We start from the raw sequence: 24,515 nt of genomic DNA, 5'->3' as shown, positions 1-24,515 counted from the left end.
GTGAAAAAGATTAAATTGGGCGAATAAAAAAAGTAAACAAACTGTAAATAATTGATTATGAGAATGTTGTGGGTGAGCCTCCTTTTTTTGGGGATTGTGAGTTGTGGAAAAAAGGAATACAAGGATAAGATTTATGTGAAACCCGAAATTGTACGGGAAGCACCATCCGACTTTCTTTCTCCTGAAGAAAGTCTGGAAAAATTTTACTTGCCCGAGGGGTATAGGATAGAATTGGTAGCATCAGAACCTATGGTGAATGAGCCGGTTGCCATAGCCTGGGATGGGGACGGTAAGATGTATGTGGCCCAAATGGATACCTATATGCAAACGGTGGATGCAGATGGGGAAGATGAACCTTATAGTCAGATAAAACTCTTGGAAGACCTGGATGGGGATGGAAAAATGGACAAGAGTACTGTATTTATTGACAGTTTGTTATTGCCTAGGATGATTTTGCCGCTGGATGACCGCCTTATTGTAAATGAAACCTATTCCTATGATCTATGGAGCTATAGGGATACGGATAATGATGGGGTGGCCGATGAAAAGATCAGGGTTTATGAAAATCCAAAAAGAAGGGGCGGAAACCTGGAGCACCAACAGAGTGGTTTGGTTTGGAACCTTGACAATTGGGTGTATACCACCTATAACCCACTGCGGTTTAGGTTTAATAAAGATGGTATTCAGGTAGATTCCTTGGTAGGTGGTTCCGGTGGCCAATGGGGCCTGACCCAGGATGATCTGGGAAATATGTACTATTCTTCTGCAGGATCAGAAATAGCTGCTTATAATTTTCAGATACCTCCAATATATGGGGAATTTAACCCTAAAGGGCAAATTTCGGAGGGCTTTATGGAACCTTGGCCAGTGGTGGGGACACCTGATGTCCAAGGGGGTGCCAAACTAAGGTTAAAGGCAGATGGGACTCTTAATAAGTTTACCGGGGTGGCCGGACAAGAAATTTATAGGGGTCATAAATTGCCTCCATCCGCCTACGGGGATCTTTTTATTCCTGAACCCGTGGGGAGATTGATACGTAGGGCAAAAGTAAAAAATGAGAACGGAAAAAAAGTATTGTACAATGCCTATGATGAGGCCGAGTTCTTAGCATCTACAGATTTGAACTTTAGACCTGTACAGGCAAAAACCGGACCTGATGGGAGTCTTTACATTGTAGACATGTACCGTGGTATTATTCAGGAAGGGAACTGGACAAGGGAAGGCAGTCATTTAAGACCGGTTATACTTCGCAAAGGTTTGGATAAGAATATTGGGAAAGGAAGGATTTATCGTATTGTTCATGAGGAGATAGAACCTAGTGGGAAGCCTCAACTTTTGGATAAATCCGCGGAGGAATTGGTAGAGTATTTAGGACATCCCAATGGATGGTATAGGAATACGGCACAAAAGCTGATTATCTTAAAGGGGGATATGGGAGTTGTTCCCAAGCTCAAGGAAATTGCCATGGACAATGAGTCATTTTGGACAGATAACTTTGGGGATAAGGATTATGCGCTTCAAAGAGTCCATGCATTATGGACCCTGGAAGGACTTGGTATTGTGGACAGGAACCTGATACTCCAAAAGTTGAATGACCAGGATTATAGGGTCCGAATTTCGGCAATAAAATTAAGTGAGGCATTTTTGAAGGAGGACGATAATGGAATTATTAAGGCATTGGCTCCTTTGCAAAATGATGTTGATATTAATGTGGTAAAACAATTGGCATTGAGTTTGGGTTATTCCCAAAGTACCCAGGCCAAGGAGCTATCAAGTTCCATAGTAGAGCAATATAGGGATAATGAAGTGATAACGGCTTCCATTGCCTTGGGAATAAAAGCCAAGGATTCCGAATTTTTGAAATTCAAGAAACGCCTTGCCAACAGTAGTAGAATTCATAAAATGACGGCACTTGCCGGCTACGATATATATATGCAGACCTGTGTAACCTGTCATGGACCGGATTTAAAAGGGGTTCCTAATGGTGAAAATTCCTTGATAGCACCACCTTTAATAGGATCACCTAGGGTGAAGGGCGATAAGGAGGTCTTGGTAAATATTCTTCTAAACGGACTTACCGGGCCTATAGATGGCAAGGAATATGGTATTATGCTACCCATGGGCTCCAACGATGATGAGTGGATTAGCCAAGTAGCTTCTTACATTCGTACCATGAACAGTACCTCATGGGTACGTGAAAGGGAAGTAGCCGAAATAAGAGAAAAAAATGCTGATAGGAAAAACTATTGGACATTGGAAGAACTGTTGAAATAGCATAGAGTTGAAAATAATATAAAAAGGGACGTGTGGTACTTATACAGGTATTCCTTGTCCCTTTAATAACCTTTTCTCCAACTTTCCGCAAAGACCCAAATCTTCCAGAGCAATCTATATGATCTTTGGTAGGTAGCCCCTTAATTGCAATTCTTTTTATTCCAAAAAAATAATACCATCCCCCCTTTTCATTATTTACTTCAGTATATACTTCAGTGTCCAAGGCCTTATTAAAAGCGCAATTTTAGGCTATTCATTTTATCTAATAATAGATTTGACCCCCTCTAATTTTGAATATTGTTTTTTTTCAGTAATTCTTGAATTTAGGTGTCTATAATAATAAAGTATCGTACTTGTAATAATAGAAGCATCGATGTTTTAGGTGGTGGTTTCGCAAAATAAATTTAAATCTTATGCAGGAATATGGTGAATTGGCATTGGCTTTAGTAGCGGAAAAAAATTCGAATGACGAAGATCAGATTTTTAATCAAGCCCAAGAATTTAACGCTGGGAGCTTATTTGTTGAAGAGAAAGAGGAGGTCCTAATTTGGGAAAGATTAATTGAAGGGGATAAGTTGGCCTTGGGAGAGCTTTATAATAAATATGTGAATATTTTATTTTCCTATGGAATGTACCACTCCAAGGACAGGGCTTATGTATTGGACTGTATACACGACCTTTTTGTTGATTTGTTCAAGTATAGAAAAAACCTGTCTAGGACAGACAATATTAAATCCTACCTTTTTAAGTCCCTGAAACGAAAAATTAATAAAAGGTATAGGACCAAAAATGTCTCGGTTTCTTTGGATGAATTTGAGTTTATAACTGATTTTGATCAGAAGAACCATACCAATTCCTGCGAGAAATCCATTATTAGTCGGGAAAACACCTCCGAAATGAACGAGAAATTGGGAAAAGCATTGGAGACCTTGACCAAAAAGCAAAGAAAGATCTTGTTCCTTAGGTTTGATCAGGATAGGTCATTTGAGGAAATAGCAGCAATAATGGAAGTGTCGGTTCAAACCGCCAGGACCTCGGTTTATAGGGCCTTAAAATCACTAAGGAAATTAAAATTTTAAAAGTATTTAGTCCAAACCAAAAAAGCAAACCGGCATTTGTTTAGAAAAGCCAAGTACATAGCACAACACTAAAGAGACTTTAAAACATTAACAGGGAAATGAGTTTCAATAGCTATTATCGAATAAAATAACTATGAAAAAAATAAAATCGAATAAAGTATTAATACTGCCCATCACAGAGTCGGAAAAAATGGCGCTGCAATATAGGATCTTTACCACCATAGACAGGTTGGCAATTAGAAGAAAGCGTTTTTACATAGCAGCCAGCGTAACCGCGTTAATGACATTTATGGCGTTTTTTGGTTTCTATTTCTTTAGTGCTCCATCAACTTCCATAACAGATTTTGCAAAAGCTTCAAAAGAGCTAGATGTAAACAGTACGGACGAGGTAGTTCTTGTTCTGGGCGAGGGTAAAAACCTGCAAGTAGATGACGATACTGCTACCATTAACTATTCCAATACAGGGGAAAAAGTTAAACTGGGCAGTACCACGGAAATCAATCAGGAAACTACCAATGATGATAAAGTAGTCTATAATACCCTGTTGGTGCCTTATGGTAAGCGATCCACGGTTACCCTATCGGATGGTACTATTGTATGGTTAAATTCTGGGTCTAAAATTATATATCCTGCTGCCTTTAATGGAAAAAGAAGGGAGCTATATCTGGAGGGGGAAGCAATTTTTGATGTGGCCCATAATAAAAACCAACCTTTTGTAGTCATTTCCGATAGTCAGGAAATAGAGGTGTTGGGTACCGTTTTTAGTGTCACCGATTACGCAGATGAGGGGGTCATTAATACTGTTTTAAAAAGCGGTAGCGTTCAAATTAGTTATCAAACCAGTTCTTCTACTACAGACAACCATGTAGAAAAGATGAAAATTATCCCAGGTACAAAAGCCAGTTATAATAAAGAAAAGAAAAGTATTCTTTCTGAGAAAGTGGATGTAGACCGCTATTTTTTATGGAGGGAAGGGGTGTTGATCTTTAAGAACAACGACCTAAGTTACATCACTAAAAGAATAGCAAGATATTACAATGTGGATATTGATGTGGAATATGAAGATAAGGACAAAGAAACCTTTTCAGGGACACTGAACCTAAATGAAGACATCCATACCGTATTGGAAAATATAAAGGCGAGTACAAATGTGAACTATAAATTCTCGGAAGATAAAATAATAATTAACCCAAGTAGCTAATGAATTAAAAACAACCTATTTCAAGTATTAGAAAAAAAACCAGAAGATGCGGCAACACCTTCTGGTGTAATTAAGTCAATATCACCAGCTTATGGTGACATTAAAAAACCAAAATCAAAAATATGAAAAAAACTTTAAGTAAAGGTATCCTTGCGCTTATGAGAATGTTTTTATTGTTAATTAGTATAGGACTATCCTCAGTTTATGGAAACTATGCAATAGGACAGAGCAGAATTGATGTCGAAATCGAAAATTTATCCATTGAGGAATTTTTTAAAGAAATACAGAACAACAGTGACTATTACTTCTTTTATAAGGATGATGTCTTAAGTACAGACAAAAAAATCTCCTTAAACTTAAAGGACGTAGAAGTATCTACCATTTTAAACAAGGCTTTTTCAAAAACCAATTTGACCTATAAAATAAATGGAAATCAAATTGTTGTTAGAAAGATTGGGATAGATGTTAATAAAACGTCCTTAAACCTAAAAGAAGAAGCAAGCCAAGAAAAGGAAGTAACCGGTACCGTTTTGGATACTGATGGGATTCCTTTAATGGGCGTTAATATTCTAGTAAAAGGTACCACTGTGGGTACCCAAACAGATTTTGATGGTAACTATAGTATTATGGTTCCCCAAGATGGAGTGTTGGTCTTCACTTATTTAGGAATGTTGACCCAGAGTATTCCAGTAGGGGACAAGTCTGTGGTAGATGTAGTGCTAGAGGAAAATGCAGCAGCACTTAGTGAAGTGGTGGTAGTTGGTTATGGTACGCAGAAAAAAGAAGCCCTAACAGGTTCTGTTAGTATAGTAAAAAGTGACGAGTTGGAGCAGGCGCCCACTTCTTCATTTGAACAATCCCTTAGGGGTAGTGTAGCTGGTATTCAGGCATCGGCTCTTGATGGGGCCCCAGGTTCCAATACCGAAATTAGGATTAGGGGTATTGGATCTATCAATGCATCCAGTGAGCCTTTGTACGTTATAGATGGTATTCCCATTCAGGCCGGTAGTCAGGCTACCAATGATAACGATGGAGCCAGCTCCAACGTTATGGCATCCATAAACCCTAATGATATTGAAAGCATTAGTATCTTAAAGGATGCAGCTTCAACAGCAATTTATGGGTCTAGAGGGGCAAATGGGGTTATTTTGATCTCTACAAAACAGGGAAAGACAGGTAAGGCAACCATTGAGTTTAAAACACTTACCGGGTTTAATTCCCAGGCTTCAAAAAACATCTTGAAGCCATTGAACGCGGCTCAATACACAGAATTGTTTTTAGAAGGTTATATAAATCAGGGCGATACGGCCGAAGAAGCGCAAGCAAGGCTAGATTCCAGATTTACGCAACAAATAGACCCTTCAACCGGTGAGCCAACAGATACCAATTGGTTAGATGCCATTACCCGTACCGGTGTTACACAAAGCTATGATTTGAGCGTTAGAGGTGCTACGGATAAGGTAAAATACTTTATGTCTGGTGGGTATATGGACCAAGAAAGTTATATTATAGGATACGGTTTCAAAAGATTTAGTACACGTGCCAATCTAGAATACAAGGCCAGTGACTATATAACCATTTCCAACAATATTTCTATTTCGGATATTACATCCAGTACGGCCCCAGATGCCGGTTCTTGGAACAACCCGTTTAAAAATACTTTGGAGCTGTCTCCGCTTATTCCTATCTACGATGAGGACGGACAGTACAATGCGGAACATAACAATTACTTTCCTATTGCCAGTAACCCTGTGGGTAGTTTAAGTGGAGATGACCTTTGGGAGACCAAGACATCAAGAATCATTGATAACTTGGCCCTTTCTGTTAACTTCCTTAAGAACTTGGTATTTAGAACCCAGTGGAATTTTGATATACTTAGTATAAACGAATCCCAATATTATAACAGACGTTATGGATCTGGACTGGACTATAACGGTTATGCCTATGAGGCAACTACTACCAACAAAACATGGGTAGGAACACATACCTTGGACTATAACTTTGCTTTGGCAGACACTCACTTTTTTAATTTCTTGGGTGGATATGAGGCACAACAAACTACTAGGGAATCACATTGGGGCTCAGGGTCAAATTTTCCTAATGATATAGTTAAAACCTTGGGCAGTGCTTCGGCCGAATTTTCAGTAGGTGGAAATAGATCTGAATATACCTTTAGTTCCATGTTTTTGAGAGCCAACTACAATTTTGATAGCAAGTACTTCCTTTCTGCCAGTATTAGGAACGATGGATCTTCAAGATTTGGTGCAGACAATAGATATGGTACTTTCTATTCGGTTGGTGCTAGCTGGAACGTCGCCAAAGAAGACTTTATGGACGATATTTCATTCGTCAATTTACTTAAGTTAAGAAGTTCATTTGGGGTAACAGGTAATGCCGCCATTGGTAATTTTGCATCTCTAGGATTGTACAACTATGGCCAAGATTATGACGGGTCACCAGGAGGGAGTCCTTTACAACTTGGTAACCCGGATCTTACCTGGGAAACACAGGAAAACTTTAATGTTGGGTTGGACTTTGGACTCTTCAGTAAGGTAAATGGTACTGTTGAATATTTTAATAGAGTTTCTTCAGATCTTATTTTGGATGTGCCAATTTCACAAACTACCGGATTTACAGAACTTACCCAAAATTATGGGGAAATGACCAATTCTGGTTTGGAGCTTACCTTGAATGCCGAAATCATCAATAAAAATGATTTCAGATGGAGTCTAGGAGTCAATACTACCTTGATTAAAAATGAAATTACCAAGCTGGAAGAAGACTATACAGATGGTGCTTTTAGAAGAGAAGTAGGACAGGATTTCCAATCTTTCTATATGTATGACTGGGCCGGGGTAGATCAGACCAATGGGGATCCATTGTATTATACCGATGCCACGAGGACCACAATAACCAATGATATTGGAGATGCAGAGCGTTTCATGGTTGGTAAATCGGCCACTCCGGATTTCTTTGGTGGGTTTAATACGGCTCTCTCTTACAAGGGCTTTAGTTTAAACGCCAACTTTATGTACTCCTACGACAACTACCTCTTTGATGGTAGGGCAAGGGGAACCTTGGGTGATGGAAGGTTGGCACCAAGAAGTACCGCTACTTATTTGTATGAAAACCGATGGGTTGAAGGAAAAACAGATGCCTTGTTTCCAAAATTCGTTTGGGGAGGTCAATCAGGAAGTAACCAGGCAAATGTTACACGATGGTTATATGATGGAAGTTATATGCGTTTAAAAGATTTGACATTCGCCTATAATTTTCCAGAAAAAATTACATCCTACCTGAACCTTAATTCTATAAGGATGTATGCCAGAGGTACCAATATTTTGACATTTACAAAAGATAAAGACTTGTATATAGATCCAGAACAGGCCATAAATGGAAATTATAACGGAATGACGCCTGCAATGAAGACCATCTCTTTAGGCTTAGATATTCAATTGTAAATAAAAAAAAGACTTATGAAAAATTATAATAAAATAATATTATTGATACTGATAGGGCTTTTCATGTCATGCTCAGAATCATTTTTAGACATTAGCCCTGAGAATGCAGTTTCTGATGAGGAAGCTATAACAAACTTAGAAGATCTAGAGACCTCTATCACCGGGGTATATAACGAGATTTCAGGAGCATATTACTATGGTAGGTATATGTTTTTGATCCCGGACGTTTTGGCCGATGACGTAAAGCAGAATGAACAAGCCAATAGGATTGTAGATTATGCACAACACGTACAAAGTGTATCGGACAGCCAAGCAAGTGCTTTATGGACAGGACTTTATTTTGCCAATAACGCACTGAATAATATTATCAATTCAGATATAGAGGTAACTGCTACATCACAGGATAAAAAAGACCATATTTTAGGTGAAGCCTATGCTTTAAGAGGTTTGGTTTATTTTGATTTGGTAAAGTTGTTTGCACAACATTATACTTACACTGCTGATGCAAGTCATTTAGGAGTGCCGTTAATTCTTGAATTCGACCCTACCTTGGAGCCTGAAAGAAATACGGTTAAAGAAGTGTATGATCAAATAATTTCTGATATGACCACGGCCATTTCCCTTATGGACGATACGTCTAGAAGCGGAAACTCCAACACCTTATCCGCTACATCGGTAAAGGCATTGTTGTCCAGAGTTTACTTGTACAAGGAAGATTGGGCAAATGCCGAAGCTATGGCTACCGACGTTATTGAGGCAGGTTATGACTTAGTGGACAATGCCGATTATTTAACGCTATGGACACAGGATAACAACTCAGAATCCATATTTGAAATATCGATGACCGAGTCTGATAACCAAGGGGGAAACAGTATATCTGCAATGTATGTGGTAGAAGGCTATGGTGATTACTTGCCATCCAATGATGTGGTATCCTTGTACGATGATGGGGATGCCAGATTGCAAGTTTTTAAGGAAGATCCTCTTTTAGCTGGCGATTATGCTCCTTATAGGGTAGATAAGTATCCTAATGTTTTGGGCTACAATAATACAAAGGTGATGCGTTTGGCAGAAGTGTATTTGATTAGGGCCGAAGCCAGAGCGGAAATAGGAACCAATATTTCAGGAGCTCAGGAAGACTTGGATATGGTTCGCCAGAGAGCACTCCCAACTGCAATAAGTGTTACGGTTTCCGGAGAATCGCTTATAGATGAAATTATGCAGGAAAGAAGGTTGGAGCTATGTTTTGAAGGGCACAGACTTTGGGACCTGATGAGAAGAAAGGAAGATATTGTTAGAAATGAGTGTACCGCAAGCATATGCTTTATACCTTATGGTGATGAAACCAATATCTTGCCAATACCACAGGATGAGACAGATGTTAATCCGAATATTACACAAAACCCAGGTTATTAACCTTTAGTCAACGGTAAAATTCTTGTTATACACATTGGGAAAGCCATGCTGCGGTCCCAATGTGTGTACAGGGATTATTAAGCATAATAAGCCTTGATTTGTACAATCATATAGGCTTGGGGTGTGCTATTTCAACACAGCATATAATTTCAATTATAATGGATTACTATGATATCAAATCGGAGAAATTTAGTTAAAATTCTATCGCTAGGGGCCCTTTTACCTGGGCAATCCCTACAAGCACTTTCATCAATAATGGAAACCATCGATTCCAATTCCGATAAATCCACAGCATTACTTTCCCATCTTCAAAATGATAAAATTGATGAACTCTATAGCAAGGCCATAGTTAACGACGGACTTATCATTGGACGTAACTGGAATGAGGAATCTTTCAAAGCCCTGGCCCAGTCCGGCTACACAGGCTTCAATGTTTCTGTAGACTCCGGGGATTTGGCCAAAGGACTTAGAAACCTTAAGGCATGGCAAGAGATTATTAAGGAGAACCCAGACCAACTTATACTTGCTACCAGTAGTCAAGATTATATCCAGGCCAAGAAAGAAGACAAGGCTGCCGTTATGTTGGGTTTCCAGAATGCTACCATGGTGGGAAAATCCATAGAAAATTTGGACACTCTTTATGAGTCGGGAATGCGCTGGATGCAATTAACCTATAATGAACGCAATTTATTGGGTGACGGAAGTACAGAAAGAACAAATTGTGGCTTATCAGATTTTGGTCTTGAGGTGGTTGATCGTATGAACGAGTTGGGAATTATAATAGACTTATCCCATTGTGGTGAACAAACTACCAATGAGGGCATTGCACATAGTAAATCCCCTGTTTCCATAAATCACTCTATGTGCGAAGCCTTGCACAGGAACCATCCCCGTGCAAAAACCGATGAACAGATCCGTGCCATGGCCGATAAGGGTGGTATAATGGGTATTATTTGTCTGGGCTATATGATTGGGCCGAAGCTAGGAATAGAAACCACCCTTGAAACATATGTTGATCATATAGATCATGCTGTTAAGGTTGGTGGCATAGACCATGTAGGATTGGCGTCCGACTTTGCCATACAAGGATTGGAAGCAACCGGGGCAACCCGTGAAAACTGGTATGTGCCGCGACTTACACGTTTTAAACCTTCCTATAAGGTTCAGTGGCCACCGTGGATTCCTGAACTGGATACCCCGGATCGTTTTCGTCACGTTGCCAGACTATTGGACAAAAGAGGCTATAGTACTGGTGATATTGAAAAAATATTGGGTCAAAATTGGCTTCGCTTCTATAGTGAGACCCTAAAACCCTAATAAACTGCTATAACGCTTTAAAAATTATATCAATCTCATTGCCCTATTATCCTTATTTATGAAATACGCTATCCTTATACTTCTTTCCTCAATCGGTTTAATGGCCAGTTGTAAGGAACTGGATATGTTAGATGGTAACGGTCCGGAAAAAACTGTTTACGATGTGGTGTTTCGGGAAAGTCTGGCCGGGACCTATGAAAAATGGAGGACTAAGGATAATGGCTTTGAGTTTTATTACACTTACACCGATAGAGGCCGAGGCCCGGAATACAAAGAAGTCATCTCCCTTAACGATGATAATTTTATAGTGGCCCAAACCGTAAAAGGGATCAATTATTCCAAGGTTTCCATTGAGGAAAATTTTTCGAGCAATGCAGGCACGGCCGTAACTCAGAACTTGATGGGCACTTCTACGGGCGACTTCAATGGGGATAAACTTTATTTTCGTTTTGATGGCTCACCGGCAGTCTATGAAATTCTGGCCCAACTGGCTCTAAAATCCGAAACCGGGAAAGTGGCATTGTATCCCAAAGGCGAGGCCGAATTAATAAACAAAATTCCCTTGGAACTCTCCAATGGTACATCGGTAGAACTTTTGTCCATAAAAGGCCTGGATCTAAACCCTGTTTATATATGGATGCTGGGCGATGAGATGATAGCTAAAATATCGGGCAACCTGCATATAATTAGAACCGATTTTAGTCCTATACGTCAGGAGATGAAAGGTATACAGGACGGTATTGAAGATGAAAGCCTGATTGCGATTGCCAAAACGCTAACCCATAATGTGGATAAGGTTGTGATTAAGAATGTGAATGTATTTACAGAATCTGGATCACTGCTTTACAATCAGGATGTTCTTGTAGAAAGGAAATTGATCAAGGCCATTCACAGCACTGGAGAAATAGTGTTGGACAAGGATGCCACATTGATAGATGGAACGGGTAAAACACTTATGCCGGGTATGTTTGATATGCATACCCACAATGATAAATTTAGGGGAATGCTGCACCTTGCTGGCGGTGTTACGGCAGTGCGCGACCTGGCTAACAATAAGCATTTAAAAGGATTGGCCGAACAGTTTGAAAGTAATGATATCCTTGGCCCGCATATTGTAACCTTCGGTGGTATAATAGATGGCCCGGGACCCTTTGCCAATCAACGCAATGTAATTGAGAGCCTGGAGGAAGGACTGGCCGAGATCCAAGACTATAAACGTTTAGGGTATCAGCAGATAAAATTATACAGTTCCATTAAACCGGAATGGGTGGCACCATTAACAAAAAAGGCACATGAACTTGGAATGCGGGTAAGTGGTCATATTCCGGCCTTCATGGATGCCAAGCAAGCCATAAATCAAGGGTATAATGAAATTCAGCATATTAACATGTTGTTCCTTAATTTCCTATCGGATACCATAGATACCAGGACGCCATTGCGTTTTACCATGCCTGCGCAATACGGTGCCGACCTTGATCTTAACGCTAAGGAGTATGTAGATTTTATAGAGCTGCTCCGTAACAAAAATATCCTTATAGACCCAACGGCTGCCATTTTTGAAAACAAGTTTCTTGCTCAGAAAGGAAAACCAAGTCCTACCTATAGCACAGTTGCAAATAGGTTTCCTATAATCTACCAGCGTAGCTTTTACGCAGGGGGCATGCCCAACGAAGGCGAAAAACTGAAGAGATATAAGGCCAGCTATGATAAAATGTTGGCCGTAATTTATGATTTGTTCCAAAAAGGTGTAGCCATTGTTCCTGGTACGGACGGACTTCCCGGATTTTTATACCATCGAGAACTGGAACTATATGTAGAGGCAGGTATTCCTGCGCATGAGGTATTAAAATTGGCAACTATAAAATCGGCCCAAATAACAGGAGTGGAAGATTTATACGGTTCCATAGCTGTGGGAAAAGGGGCAGACCTGGTTTTGGTAGACGGTAATCCAGTAAACAATATAAGTGATATACGCCGAGTAGAATGGACCATGAAAGACGGTAAGCTGTTCTACGCCGATGAGTTGTATAGATCTAGAGGAATAGAACACTTTAAATAAAAAATAAACAGTCATTATATGTCTACAAATAAGTAAAACGCTACTTATAGGCATAGAGCGGTAAACGAACTAACATTAAAAAACATGAAATATATTATTCTTTCCTTTTTCTCAAGTTGTATGATTTCTATGTATTCCCAAACAATGGAATTTAAATCCAGTGGGCGACTTATACTAGGGATACTCAAAGAAAGAACTGCGTCCATAGGTGCGGGAGATATAGATAAAGATGGCGATATAGACTTGGTTGTTGCCAACGGTAGACATTGGCCCGGCCAGAATAGAATTTTTATAAATAATGGGCGTGGAATATTTACGGTTGCAAAACTTTTGGGCGATGAAAGCGAAACCAGTTATTCTACAGAATTGGCCGATTTTGACAATGATGGTGACTTGGATATAGCCGTTGGCAACGATATGGCTCCTAATTATATTTTTATCAATGATGGTAAAGGGAATTTTACCAAAGGTCCCCGCTATGGTATAGCATACGCCCCTACACGAAATATTGTTGTTGCCGATATTGATCAAGATGGCGATGCCGATATCTTGATTACCAATAGAGGGCGGGAAAATGAAATATGCCTAAACGATGGTAAGGGGAATTTTGCCCCTTCCATAGGTTTTGGGACAAAAAACGATTCTACTATTGATGTTGAGGTGGCAGATATAAATAGTGACGGTCATATGGATTTGGTGTTGGCCAACAGGGAAAGTGAGCGGAACAAGACACCGGATGGGGAGCAAAATGCCATTTATCTTAATGACGGCAACTTAAATTTTAATACAAAAATTGGCTTTGGAACCGGTAAGGACAGCACTAGGTCTGTAGCCATAGCCGATTTAAACAATGATGGTTATTTAGATATTATCACAGCCAATATTGGAGCTCCAAACGTTATTTATTTTGGGGATAAAAAACTTAAGTATACCAAGCGTGTGGTTTATGATGCCTTAAATGGCAACTCCTTTGCCGTGAACCTGGGAGATATGGATTTGGATGGTAATCTAGACATAGTGATCGGCAACTATAATCAGCCCAACATGGTCTTTATGAACAAGGGTAAAGGCAAAAGGTGGGAGTCCATAAAGTTAAACGAGGAAAATTTTAACACCTACGATATTTTAACGTCAGACCTAAATGGTGACGGGAGACTGGATATTATTGAAAGTAATTCCGATGAATTGAACCAATATTATTTTAATCAAAAGAAAAAAGGCAACTAATAATTCCAAATAATTATTTACCATGAAATTAAGATCTATTCTAAAATTAACATTATTGGCCTTGGTATGCGGATGTTCAACCGCGCCTTCCAAATGGCAAAATATGGAGGAGGAAGGTAGCTTCCTGGTCTACAGAAGACAATCCTTGATTGGGGAGGAAAACTATAGCATAACCTCTAATTCAGACTCCATAGTGGTTAAGTCGCTTCAAGGAGAAAATGAAAGAGGTAGGGTAACCGGAGTTGAAGCTGAAATGCATCTTAAAATGGATTTGACACCTACCTATTATGAAAATAGGCGGATTACATCCAATGACACCGTAAACAAACTAAAGGTAAAGGTAGCTGCAGATGAGGTTTCCATATGGGAACTTAACCATGACCTGGTAAAAACCGAAAAGACCAATTTTTTCCCATTGCACAGTAACATCCCTGCTGCTATGGAAATGATGTTGTACCATTATTATTTTAACAATGATATCAAGGGAAGCGTCAAAACCCTGCCTAGGGGAGAAGTGTCTATCAACTTCAGGAAAAAGGATACGGCGCTTATCAAAGGAAAAGAAGTAATCTTAAACAGATACGTGGTTGAGGGAATTAATTGGGGAGGACGTACCATATGGCTCGATGAATCCAATAATTTAATAGCCCTTGTTAAGGCCAATACCCAAATTAGGGAGTTGATCAGGAAGGGGTATGAGGAGGCAAAACCGCTATTTATTGCCGGTAATGTTGAGGAACAGATGGCTGCCCTGAACAAATACACTGAGGACCTTAAAGGCAATCAGGCGGCTGTAAAAGCTTTGGTTGGCGGAGATGTAGTTGATGGGGTAAGTGGAAACACCCAAAAAGATATGACCCTGATCATTGAAAATGGAATTATAAGAACTATTGGAAAGAGCGCAGCGGTCAATATTCCAGAAAATGCAGAAGTTATTGATGTAAGCGGTAAAACCTTAATTCCAGGACTATGGGATATGCACGCACATTCCAATCAGGTACAATGGGCTCCGTCCTACTTGGCAGGAGGTGTAACTACTATTAGAGATAACGGGAACGAATTGGAGTTCGCCACCGCTTTTAGGGATGCTATTGCTAAAAATGGGGCTTTGGGGCCCGATATTTTGTTGGCAGGTATGACCGATGGTGCCGGGATAAAAGGAAATGGGGTCATTAGGGCTACCAATGTGGAAGAGGCCAAGGAAGTAGTGGATATGTATTTCAAGAATGGTTACAAACAAATAAAAATATATTCTTCCGTAGAGCCGGAGGTGGTTAAGGTATTAGCTGATGAGGCCCACAAACGTGGTATTACCACTACAGGGCATATTCCCAATCCAGTGGGTAACGCAGTACCTGCCATTGAAAGCGGAATGGATATGTTAAGTCATAGTTCCAGGATTTTGTCGGTATTATTTCCTGATAAGGATATGAAGGAATTAAAAGGCAATTATTTATTGGAGAATGAGGTAAGTGACGCCCAAATAGAAAAAGCAACTCGCTTTTTATTGAAACACAAGACAGCTTTAGACCCAACAATTGCTATTACGGTTGCTAGAAATGTTTTGGCGGGAGATCCTTTGGAGACCATAGAGCCAGATGCACCTAGAATAGCCTATGAACTATTTGAAGGGAAGTATTTTAGGTCTGGGGTTAGTCCTGAGCGAGCTAAACTAAACCAACAGAATACTGAGAAAACAATGGAGATCCTAGGTAAATTCTTTCATGCTGGTGTCCCCATTATGGCAGGAACGGATAATGTGGTACCTGTTTTCAGTCTGTATTTGGAATTGGAAACCTATCATAAACTTGGAAAATTAACGCCATTTGAGACACTTCAAACGGCAACTATTGTTCCTGCAAGAGCAATGGGTATGGATGCCGAAACCGGTAGTTTGGAAGTAGGGAAGCAGGCAGATATCGCCATATTGGACAAAAATCCTTTGGAAGATATTAGCAATGTAAGAACGGTTTCCTCGGTATTGACCAATGGAAATTATTATAAGAGCGAACCGCTTTGGCATGCTGCAGATTTTAAGGCTAAAAACGATTAAACAAAGGAAGTAAATCGGCTCTGTACCAGAATTGAGATCCGAAATTAAGATTGCAAGAAATCAATTTAGAACTTCCTGCTGCGCTTAATCCAGTAGCTATCTTGCCCAAAGTACAAACGGTTGAGGTAGAAATGACTGTGGAAGTTAAGGGCCAAAACAAAATAGAAGATTGTAATGAAGGTTATACAAGGATCAATTTGCAAAGTTTTACTGATAGCTAGCTTATGGCTAGGTATACAAAACGGTTATGGACAGGAGCTCAACCTAACCTATCTTGGTGTTGCAGGTTGGGAAATGACAGATGGCCAAACCACTATACTTGTCGATCCTTATATTTCCAGAGTTAAATTGAAAGGTAGCCCCCGTTTTTACGGTATAGGGGATTCTCGTAGAATTTTTGATGGTGAGGACATTTATGTGCCGGATACTGTTGCCATAAATAAGGTAATTAAAAAAGCCGATTATATTTTGGTGCACCATTCCCACCTAGATCATTTGGCCGATGTCCCCTATATCGCTAAAAAAACAGGTGCCGTGGTCATTGCCACAGAAACCTGTTGCACAATTTTAAGGGCATATGGTGTTCCGGAAAAGCAATTGATCAGGGTAAAAGGCGGTGAAGATTATCAGTTCGAAAATTTTTCGGTTCGGATAGTTCCCTCTCTTCATTCTGCCTTAGGTGATAAACGTTATTTTGAATCACAAACTTATACAGATCCGGACGCCTTAAAGGTACCTTTGAAAGTGAAGGAATTTATTGAAGGAGGTTCGCTTATGTTTTTGGTACGTATTAATGATCATAAGATTCTTACCGCTGGATCAATGAATTTTTTGGAAAGGGAGGTAGCCGGACTCAGACCGGATGTACTGTTGCCGGGAGTTAACCTTTCACGACTGGAGATCTATAAATACACGGAGCGGTTATTAACACTTACCGGTTTCCCAAAGACGGTTATACCCGCACATTGGGATAATTTTAGAATACCCTATGGTTATTCCCAGGAAGCGGCCATAGAGAAAAAAGTGAAGCCTTTTATAGAGGAGGTCAAAGCGGTTTCCCCTAATACCAATGTTATTGTTCCCAAGCATTTAGAAGCAATAACGATTGAATAAGTAGCTCATTTTTACAAGAAACATTTACTAATAAGTACTATAAAATATTATTTGTATGTCCGCAAAAGCGCAAACCAATCCACTTTGGAAAGAAAGTAAGGTTAAAAATTATCTACCACATATGACGGTTCCTGAGGTGGAAACTTTTCTAACAAAGTCAGATATGGTAATAATTCCTATAGGGGCACTGGAGCAGCACTCTAGTCATTTGCCTATTGGCACCGATTTTATCAACGGAGTGGAACTGTGCAAATTAATTGCCCAAGAGCGCGATATTTTGGTGGCGCCGGTATTATTGGCTGGGCAGTCCCCTTATCATATGGCCTTCGCAGGGAGTATAACCTTGAGTGCGGAAACCATTGTAAGAGTACATATGGAAACGGTAGAGAGCCTGATAAAGCATGGCTTCAAACGTTTTGTACTAATGAATTCCCATGGGGGAAATACCGCCGTCACAACTTTTTTAGTAGACCAAATAAATCAAAAAACTTCGGCTGTTGCAGTTGATTATAGTGTGGCAATAAAACCTTTTCTGGAAGCTGCCGAGAAAAAGGAGGCCAAGGCTTTGGACCGTCATGCCGGTACAGGGGAGACATCCAATTCTATGTACTTAATGCCTAGTTTGGTGCAGTTGGAGAAAGCTACAGCTACAAAATTAACCCTTCCCGAACATTTGGAAAAAATGGTTCCCGACGTCATAAAAGAAGAACCTACGGCTAAGTTATTGTTTCTTGCCGAAGGTTTAAAAGCAGAGGAAACGGGTAAAAAAACCTCGACCATTGAAATGACCAAAACAGGAGTTTGGGGAGAATTGGACCCTAAAGAAGCAACCTTGGAAAGAGGAGAGGACGATACAAAAAGAATGATATCGGCCTGTAGTAAGTTTATTGATAGATGGAATGAACTGGTAAAAATCTAAACCTTAATGCATCTTATTGGTAGTATTGCAACCCTAAATAGAAGTTAAATCCCTTTCACTATAATAGCATGATGAAACCATATGTACTTTTGTTGATTATTAATTTGATGATCTTCACAACTATCCATGCCCAGGATGCTGCCCTATTCCCGGAACCAAATGTTGTCTTAACTATAAAGCCATCAACAACCGATGCCAGGATTACCACTGCAGATACCCCACATTTTATAGTGTACGATGGTTCTGCCAAGCAAGGGAAACTGCTACTTTTTTTACCAGGGACAAATGGTATAGCTACAAGAGGCCCAAAGAAATTGTTTTATACGGCAGTTCAGCAGGGGTATCACGTGATAAATTTATCGTATATCAACACTCCTGCCATAGCTCAAATATGTAAGGGTGATAACCTGGTAGCTAATTCAGATTGCGCCAAGGATTTTAGAAATAGAAGGGTTTATGGCGATACTACCTTTAGCCTGATCAATGATGAACCCTATGACGCCATTGTAAATAGGCTTAACAAACTATTGGTCTATCTTTCGGAGCATGACAAAAAAGGGAATTGGGACTATTATTTGGAAAATGGCAAACTCAAATGGGAAGAAATTGCGCTGGCCGGTCAATCCCAAGGTGGCGGTATGGCGGCATTTATTGCAAAGCGCAAGCGTGTAGCAAGGGTAATAGATTTCTCTGGGGGATGGGATTATTCTGCAAAAGGCAGAATAGCAGATTGGTATTTTACAACTAGTGTAACCCCCCTAGATCTTTGGTATGGTACCTATCATGTTAAAGAGCCAACTGCAGCAACCATTCTTGACACCTATATGGCAATGAACATTCCTGAAAAAAATATCCATGCCTTTGATCTGGAGGTTCCCAAAGGAAAAAAAGCACACTCAAATGGGGTTAGAAACGAAGGGTATAAAGATCAATGGATTGCGATGTTAGGTAGAGGGAATTAGGTTTCCAGCCAATAGATTTCACCTTCCAATTTGTACAAAAGATAAAACATTGGTTATATCGTCTTTGCGATACCATTTAAAAGAAAGCTGTTTATGAAAAATTACCTTATTGGCCTCTTGGTTTTAGGTCTTATCTCTTGCAATAATCATACAAAAACAGAATTGCAGGAGAACACAAACGTTCAAAATGAGGATACGGAAATGAATTCGTTGGGACTTATTGGTGGAACCTCTTGGCACTCCACAGTAGATTATTACAGTACTATAAACCAATCTATTAACGATCATTATGGAAATAATACCAACCCTCCATTATTGGTCTATACTCTTAACCAGGCGGAAATTCATCGTTTTCAAATAGAGGATAAATGGGATTCCATAGCACATATGCTGGTGAACGGTGCCTTAAAACTGAACAAGGCAGGTGCCAAAGCAGTGCTTTTTTGTGCAAATACCCCACATAAAGTGTTCAATTCCGTTCAGGAAAAACTGGATTTCCCAATCATACATATTGCAGATGCCACTGCTAAGGCCATTCACAAAAAAGGATTGAAAAAGGTGTTTTTTATGGGGACCAAATATAGCATGGAAGATACGTTTATCACCAAAAGGATTGAAGACAATGGTATTGCGGTAATGGTTCCAACAGAGAAAGCGGAAATTGAGGAATTGCACAGGATTATTCAAGAAGAACTTACCTATGGCAATGTAGTTGATCAATCAAAGGAGTATGTGATGGAGACCATTAATAAAGCCATAGATCAAGGGGCGGAAGGAATCATCTTGGGATGTACAGAGTTTCCATTGATGATCTTTCAGGAAGACCTTGATGTTCCTGTTTTTAATACTACAGAGATCCATTCAAAAGCAGGGGTGGACTATATCTTAAAAAAATAACTATGCAAATTTCTAAACAAACCATTGGTCGTGTTCTGGGGCCTATAACTTTTTTCTATGTTTTATTCTTCTTTCAGGCGGAGGGTTTAAACGCTTCCGCAAAAGGGGTTTTGGCAACGGTTGCTTGGGTAGGAATATGGTGGATTACCGAAGCAATTCCTATTTATGTAACGGCTTTGTTGCCCTTAATCCTATTTCCTTTGTCGGGAGGCCTGAGTCTGTCTGAAACAGCAACTTCCTTTGGACACAAATACATTTTTTTATACATGGGCGGTTTTATTCTGGCCATTGCCATTGAAAAATGGAATCTCCACAAACGGATAGCGTTGACCATCATTAATCTTATTGGCACCAATGTTATAAATATTATACTGGGTTTTATGCTGTCCACGGCTTTTTTGTCTATGTGGATCTCGAATACGGCTGCTACGGTGATCATCCTACCAATTGCTATGGCCATTGTGGCCCAACTGAATGATAATCCGGAAACCGAGGTTAACGAAAATAGAATTTTTGGCAAGGCTTTAATGCTAGGTATTGCCTATAGTGCCTCTATAGGTGGTATATCAACACTCATTGGTACGCCCACCAATTTGGTTTTGGCGGGAGTGGTACAAACCACTTTTGGAAAGGAAATTACCTTTTCGGAATGGTTTGTTCTGGGGTTTCCCATTGCAATCTGCTTGTTGTTTTTGTGTTGGTATTACTTGACCCATTTTGCCTTTAGCTTTAAACAAAAAGAATTTCCGGGAGGACGAAAAGAGATTGCATTGCGACTCAAAGCATTGGGAAAACTTGGCTATGAGGAAAAAATGGTTTTGGTGGTATTTGCCTTAACGGCTTTTGCTTGGATAGCGCGTTCCTTTCTTTTGCAAAAATTAGTGCCCGCTATGGATGATACCATTATAGCGATGGCCGCTGTTATAATACTGTTTTTATTACCAACATCTAAAAAAAGTAAAAATTTACTATCATGGGAAGATGCCGTGAAATTACCTTGGGGGATCCTACTTCTTTTTGGAGGGGGATTGACCTTGGCAGTAGGATTTGATGAAAGTGGTTTGGCACTGTGGATCGGAGAAAGGATGTCGGCCTTGGAGGTATTGCCGTTTGTCTTGTTGTTGTTGGTTTTGATAAGCATAGTGAATTTCATGACCGAGATAACCTCCAATATAGCCACCACGGCAATATTATTGCCTGTTTTGGTTTCCCTGGCCCCTGTTCTTAACGTTCACCCTTATTACTTAATGATAGCGGCAACATTGGCCGCATCCTGTGCTTTTATGCTGCCGGTTGCCACACCACCCAATGCCGTAGTATTTGGCGCTGGATACCTGGAAATGCAAGACATGGTTAAAAAGGGATTTTGGTTGAATATACTGTCTATTGTTTTGCTAACAATTTTCGTGTATTACCTGCTTCCATTGATTTGGGATTTAACTATATAGGAGTCATTCAGACTACGTGATGCTTTATAAAAGGGGCCTACATCGTTATCCGCTGCCCCTTTTTATTGCTTTCCTCCATTTTTTCAATGACCATCATATTATAGATGGCATCCTCTAGGGGAGTGGGCACCGGGGTATTGTTTATAATGGCCAAGGCAAACAGGTCGGCCTGTAGGCTGTATTGATTGCAGGTCTCAAATTCAATGGTCTTACAATCATCGCCTATGGTGACCCATATTTTGGAAGGCTTGTCTGTAGGTGGGTTAAAGGGCCATTCAAATTTAATATTTCCTTTGGTACCAAAAATTTGTGCTTGTTGATTGTCTGCCAATTGTGTAGAGCTGAAAAAAATAGACGTGCCCTGTTCAAACTCCAGTATACCGGAGGCCAGTACGTCTACTTTAAATTCCGGGTGATAGTCTATGATCGCCGCAATACTTTTGGGCTCGGAGCCATAAATAAATCGGGACAGGGAAATGGAATAGCAGCCTATATCCATAAGGCTGCCACCACCCCATTCCTTTTTGTTTACAATGCTCTTGGGATCGTCCTCAAAAAAGGAGAAGGAAGACTGTATTGTTTTTATGTCACCAATTGCTCCTTGGTCCACTAGTTCCTTGGTCTTTATCCACTGTGGGTGATGCCTGTACATAAAGGCTTCCATTACCTTTAAATGTGGGTGTCTGCGGGTGGCCTTCAACAATTTTTTGGCTTCCGTACTAGAGAGCCCAATGGGTTTTTCTACCAAAACGTGTTTGCCCGCTTCCAAGGCCTTTATGGCCCATTGCACGTGTAGATGATTGGGCAATGGAATGTATACCGCATCAATATCATCATCGGCCAACAATTCCTCATAGGAGCCATACCATACTTTATTTCCAAAATGTTCAGATACCTTTTGTGCCTTTTGGATATGCCTGGAGGCTATGGCGTGCACCTGTCCGTATTGACTATTTAGAATGGCCGGAATGACTTGTTCTGTGGCGATATGGGCGGTACCCATTATACCCCATTTTATTGTTTTGCTCATATTTGGCATTTAAAAATGTAGCTGCTGACAAGGCAAGGGCCTTTAAAAGGGATGCCCTTGCCTAGACCCTTAGACTATTGTATTGATCTAAATAATGCCTCACCTTTTCTCGCTCCTTGGTTTCAAATCTTTGTAAGGGCATTGCCATATGGTCTTCACAGATGTCCATTACGGATAAGGCACATTTAGTGCCCTTGGTTATTCTGGAGGTATATTGCCCCACACGATAGATGGTATTGTTTATATAGTATACCTGCTCCCGCAGTTTTTTAATTTCTTCTGTATTGGCTTCCTTAGAGGCGTTGTATAGGTCTACAAAGAGTTTTGGAAAAAAGTTGGCTCCTCCGGCCACCGCCCCATGGCCACCGTATAGTATGGTCTCTGGTAAGAACATTTCTGTCCCCACTATGATGGAGAATTCCGGAGTTTCTTTAAAGGCTTCAACAAGGGAATAGAAATAGGACATATCCCCAGAACTGTCCTTAATGCCTACAGCGCCTAATTCTTGGGCCTTTTTTAAGGTTTCTACCGAAAGATGTAGTTTGGTACAACTTGGCATATTGTACATCATGGTAGGCAAGGGCAGTTGTGGAATTAGACGTTCCAGATAGTCTACCATTTCTGCTTGGGAAATGGGAAGGTAGTAGGGCGGGGCTACCACCACAGCATCTGCACCTGCTTCTTTGGAGTGGGCGGCAATATCCAAGGAACCGCTAAAGGAGGTATCGGTTATTCCTACTAATACAGGAACCCTACCTTCTATGTATTGGCATGCCTTGGTAATTAGCTCTTTGCGCAGGGCATAGCTGAGACTTGGTGCCTCACCATTGGTGCCCAACAGAAAAATACCATGTACCCCACCAGCAATGAGGTGTTCTATAAGTTTTTTTAGACCTTTTTCATCTAAATCGCCATTTGCCGTTAAGGGAGTTATCATGGGGGGTATAATCCCCTTTAATTCTAATGCCATATGTATTCTTTAGTTCGTAACAAAGAAACCTTAAAAGCCAGCGGTGCACCACTATAATATTATATAAAACAGATAATATATTGACCATTGTATTTTTTATCAGGTCGTTTTATAGGTATGCCCGTTGGGATATTTTTAATGGGATATATCCAATTTTAGGAATTTTTGGTCTTCTGCGCCTTGATTTGCTTTTCTAGACTTAGTATGCTGTCTATATGTTTGTCTGCCAATTTTTGATGCAGGGCATCAAAGGGGAGAATAGGATTACGAACATTGGGGGTGTTATAGATTCCTTGGCGATACAATAAGCGCTTAAAAAAATGTATGGATACGTCCAGGTGCTGATTGGAAAACGCTAAGACCGGAATTATTTTTTTGAATAGGGCATCGGCCTCTGCAATGTTCCCCTCTTCAAAATATTGATAGATGGCCGTGTAAATGAAATGCATGCCTGTAGGCATAAAGGCATGAACACCTCTTTGCAGCCCTTCCATCATTTGTGTAACGGCCCAGCCCCCACTGAGATTAAGTTTACCATGTGTCAGTTCCAGAATACGGGAATATTTTGGGCCGGCAGGAACGGTTTCAATTTTTAAACATTTAAATGCGGGTACTTTTTCAAACAAATTACAAATAAGTGCATCAGAAAGGCCATATCCGTTGGCATCCCAGTCTTGAAGCATTATCATGTCCGGATCTAGCTGGGCCAATTCCATAAAATGGGCATTAAATTGTTCTTCATTGACAAATGGGATTTGGAAGAGGATATTTTTACAGCCCATATCTATATAGGCTTTTACAAGTTCTTTGCTCTTGTATAGATCCGGTTCCCCGGCACCTCCAATCACGGGAACCCTATCACCTACAGTTTCCAAAACCGCGGTCAGTAGGCTTAGACGTTCTGTATAGGACAATTTGTACACTTCGGCAGCCATAGCAGGCACCAGTATACCGGCGACACCGGCGTTTAATGCCTCTAGAACATTGTTTTTTAATGCCTCTAGGTCTACGCGGTCTTCCTTGGTAAACGGCGTATTGAGCACTGTAACAATTCCTTTTAGCGGATAGAGTTCTTTTTTGGCCAACATT

The 24,515-nt window shown here is 40.3% G+C and carries 17 protein-coding genes; 14 read left to right on the top strand and 3 right to left on the bottom strand.

Annotation, left to right across the window (positions count from 1 at the left end):
- Positions 1–57 precede the first annotated feature (57 nt).
- The 14 genes from EHW67_RS06290 to EHW67_RS06225 all read left to right on the top strand — a co-directional run bounded on the left by EHW67_RS06290 (position 58) and on the right by EHW67_RS06225 (position 21,426).
- Positions 58–2,274 carry a DUF7133 domain-containing protein gene (locus tag EHW67_RS06290; RefSeq protein WP_126161503.1) on the top strand — a complete coding sequence of 739 codons (2,217 nt, stop codon included), beginning with the start codon at positions 58–60 and terminating at the stop codon, positions 2,272–2,274.
- A 413-nt stretch (positions 2,275–2,687) separates the two neighbouring features.
- The gene (locus tag EHW67_RS06285) at positions 2,688–3,353 is read left to right on the top strand and encodes an RNA polymerase sigma factor (RefSeq protein ID WP_126161502.1); all 666 of its coding nucleotides are present in this window, start codon (positions 2,688–2,690) and stop codon (positions 3,351–3,353) included.
- A 133-nt stretch (positions 3,354–3,486) separates the two neighbouring features.
- The gene (locus EHW67_RS06280; protein ID WP_126161501.1) at positions 3,487–4,554 is read left to right on the top strand and encodes a FecR family protein; all 1,068 of its coding nucleotides are present in this window, start codon (positions 3,487–3,489) and stop codon (positions 4,552–4,554) included.
- A 122-nt stretch (positions 4,555–4,676) separates the two neighbouring features.
- Positions 4,677–8,015 carry a TonB-dependent receptor gene (locus tag EHW67_RS06275; RefSeq protein ID WP_126161500.1) on the top strand — a complete coding sequence of 1,113 codons (3,339 nt, stop codon included), beginning with the start codon at positions 4,677–4,679 and terminating at the stop codon, positions 8,013–8,015.
- A 15-nt stretch (positions 8,016–8,030) separates the two neighbouring features.
- Positions 8,031–9,431: a RagB/SusD family nutrient uptake outer membrane protein gene (locus tag EHW67_RS06270; RefSeq protein ID WP_126161499.1), complete on the top strand. Its 1,401-nt coding sequence runs from the start codon at positions 8,031–8,033 to the stop codon at positions 9,429–9,431.
- A 168-nt stretch (positions 9,432–9,599) separates the two neighbouring features.
- On the top strand, positions 9,600–10,748 hold the full coding sequence (locus tag EHW67_RS06265) for a dipeptidase (protein WP_126161498.1): 1,149 nt from the start codon (positions 9,600–9,602) through the stop codon (positions 10,746–10,748).
- A gap of 58 nt (positions 10,749–10,806) precedes the next feature.
- Positions 10,807–12,807 carry an amidohydrolase family protein gene (locus tag EHW67_RS06260; protein WP_126161497.1) on the top strand — a complete coding sequence of 667 codons (2,001 nt, stop codon included), beginning with the start codon at positions 10,807–10,809 and terminating at the stop codon, positions 12,805–12,807.
- A gap of 84 nt (positions 12,808–12,891) precedes the next feature.
- Positions 12,892–14,034, top strand: a complete 1,143-nt coding sequence (locus EHW67_RS06255) for an FG-GAP repeat domain-containing protein (RefSeq protein ID WP_126161496.1) — start codon at positions 12,892–12,894, stop codon at positions 14,032–14,034.
- A 22-nt stretch (positions 14,035–14,056) separates the two neighbouring features.
- Complete coding sequence (locus EHW67_RS06250) at positions 14,057–16,087, top strand: amidohydrolase family protein (RefSeq protein ID WP_126161495.1); 2,031 nt, start codon at positions 14,057–14,059, stop codon at positions 16,085–16,087.
- 174 nt (positions 16,088–16,261) lie between these two features.
- On the top strand, positions 16,262–17,200 hold the full coding sequence (locus EHW67_RS06245; RefSeq protein WP_126161494.1) for an MBL fold metallo-hydrolase: 939 nt from the start codon (positions 16,262–16,264) through the stop codon (positions 17,198–17,200).
- A gap of 55 nt (positions 17,201–17,255) precedes the next feature.
- A complete protein-coding gene (locus tag EHW67_RS06240; RefSeq protein ID WP_126161493.1) occupies positions 17,256–18,119 on the top strand; it encodes a creatininase family protein in 864 nt (287 codons plus the stop codon).
- A 68-nt stretch (positions 18,120–18,187) separates the two neighbouring features.
- Positions 18,188–19,081: a BPSS1187 family protein gene (locus tag EHW67_RS06235; RefSeq protein WP_126161492.1), complete on the top strand. Its 894-nt coding sequence runs from the start codon at positions 18,188–18,190 to the stop codon at positions 19,079–19,081.
- A 93-nt stretch (positions 19,082–19,174) separates the two neighbouring features.
- Positions 19,175–19,978, top strand: coding sequence for an aspartate/glutamate racemase family protein (locus tag EHW67_RS06230; RefSeq protein WP_126161491.1), 804 nt, complete (start codon positions 19,175–19,177; stop codon positions 19,976–19,978).
- 2 nt (positions 19,979–19,980) lie between these two features.
- Positions 19,981–21,426, top strand: a complete 1,446-nt coding sequence (locus EHW67_RS06225; RefSeq protein WP_126161490.1) for an SLC13 family permease — start codon at positions 19,981–19,983, stop codon at positions 21,424–21,426.
- A gap of 37 nt (positions 21,427–21,463) precedes the next feature.
- Here EHW67_RS06225 and EHW67_RS06220 read toward each other — a convergent pair whose 3' ends face one another.
- From EHW67_RS06220 to EHW67_RS06210, 3 genes are all read right to left on the bottom strand, one after another.
- Complete coding sequence (locus EHW67_RS06220; protein ID WP_126161489.1) at positions 21,464–22,456, bottom strand: Gfo/Idh/MocA family protein; 993 nt, start codon at positions 22,454–22,456, stop codon at positions 21,464–21,466.
- A gap of 61 nt (positions 22,457–22,517) precedes the next feature.
- Positions 22,518–23,426 carry a dihydrodipicolinate synthase family protein gene (locus tag EHW67_RS06215; RefSeq protein ID WP_126161488.1) on the bottom strand — a complete coding sequence of 303 codons (909 nt, stop codon included), beginning with the start codon at positions 23,424–23,426 and terminating at the stop codon, positions 22,518–22,520.
- A 155-nt stretch (positions 23,427–23,581) separates the two neighbouring features.
- Positions 23,582–24,514: a dihydrodipicolinate synthase family protein gene (locus EHW67_RS06210; protein WP_126161487.1), complete on the bottom strand. Its 933-nt coding sequence runs from the start codon at positions 24,512–24,514 to the stop codon at positions 23,582–23,584.
- Position 24,515: the final 1 nt, after the last annotated feature.

Source organism: Arenibacter aquaticus (assembly GCF_003957295.1).
GTDB lineage: Bacteria > Bacteroidota > Bacteroidia > Flavobacteriales > Flavobacteriaceae > Arenibacter > Arenibacter aquaticus.
The sequence above is the reverse complement of the archived record's forward strand: the minus strand, read 5'-3'. Positions and strand labels throughout refer to the sequence as shown.

What these genes read in the sequence shown, in the direction of transcription:
- EHW67_RS06290 (WP_126161503.1), top strand. Translation starts at nt 58, where the DNA reads ATGAGAATGTTGTGGGTGAGCCTCCTTTTTTTGGGGATTGTGAGTTGT.
- EHW67_RS06285 (WP_126161502.1), top strand. Translation starts at nt 2,688, where the DNA reads ATGCAGGAATATGGTGAATTGGCATTGGCTTTAGTAGCGGAAAAAAAT.
- EHW67_RS06280 (WP_126161501.1), top strand. Translation starts at nt 3,487, where the DNA reads ATGAAAAAAATAAAATCGAATAAAGTATTAATACTGCCCATCACAGAG.
- EHW67_RS06275 (WP_126161500.1), top strand. Translation starts at nt 4,677, where the DNA reads ATGAAAAAAACTTTAAGTAAAGGTATCCTTGCGCTTATGAGAATGTTT.
- EHW67_RS06270 (WP_126161499.1), top strand. Translation starts at nt 8,031, where the DNA reads ATGAAAAATTATAATAAAATAATATTATTGATACTGATAGGGCTTTTC.
- EHW67_RS06265 (WP_126161498.1), top strand. Translation starts at nt 9,600, where the DNA reads ATGATATCAAATCGGAGAAATTTAGTTAAAATTCTATCGCTAGGGGCC.
- EHW67_RS06260 (WP_126161497.1), top strand. Translation starts at nt 10,807, where the DNA reads ATGAAATACGCTATCCTTATACTTCTTTCCTCAATCGGTTTAATGGCC.
- EHW67_RS06255 (WP_126161496.1), top strand. Translation starts at nt 12,892, where the DNA reads ATGAAATATATTATTCTTTCCTTTTTCTCAAGTTGTATGATTTCTATG.
- EHW67_RS06250 (WP_126161495.1), top strand. Translation starts at nt 14,057, where the DNA reads ATGAAATTAAGATCTATTCTAAAATTAACATTATTGGCCTTGGTATGC.
- EHW67_RS06245 (WP_126161494.1), top strand. Translation starts at nt 16,262, where the DNA reads ATGAAGGTTATACAAGGATCAATTTGCAAAGTTTTACTGATAGCTAGC.
- EHW67_RS06240 (WP_126161493.1), top strand. Translation starts at nt 17,256, where the DNA reads ATGTCCGCAAAAGCGCAAACCAATCCACTTTGGAAAGAAAGTAAGGTT.
- EHW67_RS06235 (WP_126161492.1), top strand. Translation starts at nt 18,188, where the DNA reads ATGATGAAACCATATGTACTTTTGTTGATTATTAATTTGATGATCTTC.
- EHW67_RS06230 (WP_126161491.1), top strand. Translation starts at nt 19,175, where the DNA reads ATGAAAAATTACCTTATTGGCCTCTTGGTTTTAGGTCTTATCTCTTGC.
- EHW67_RS06225 (WP_126161490.1), top strand. Translation starts at nt 19,981, where the DNA reads ATGCAAATTTCTAAACAAACCATTGGTCGTGTTCTGGGGCCTATAACT.
- EHW67_RS06220 (WP_126161489.1), bottom strand. Translation starts at nt 22,456, where the DNA reads ATGAGCAAAACAATAAAATGGGGTATAATGGGTACCGCCCATATCGCC.
- EHW67_RS06215 (WP_126161488.1), bottom strand. Translation starts at nt 23,426, where the DNA reads ATGGCATTAGAATTAAAGGGGATTATACCCCCCATGATAACTCCCTTA.
- EHW67_RS06210 (WP_126161487.1), bottom strand. Translation starts at nt 24,514, where the DNA reads ATGTTGGCCAAAAAAGAACTCTATCCGCTAAAAGGAATTGTTACAGTG.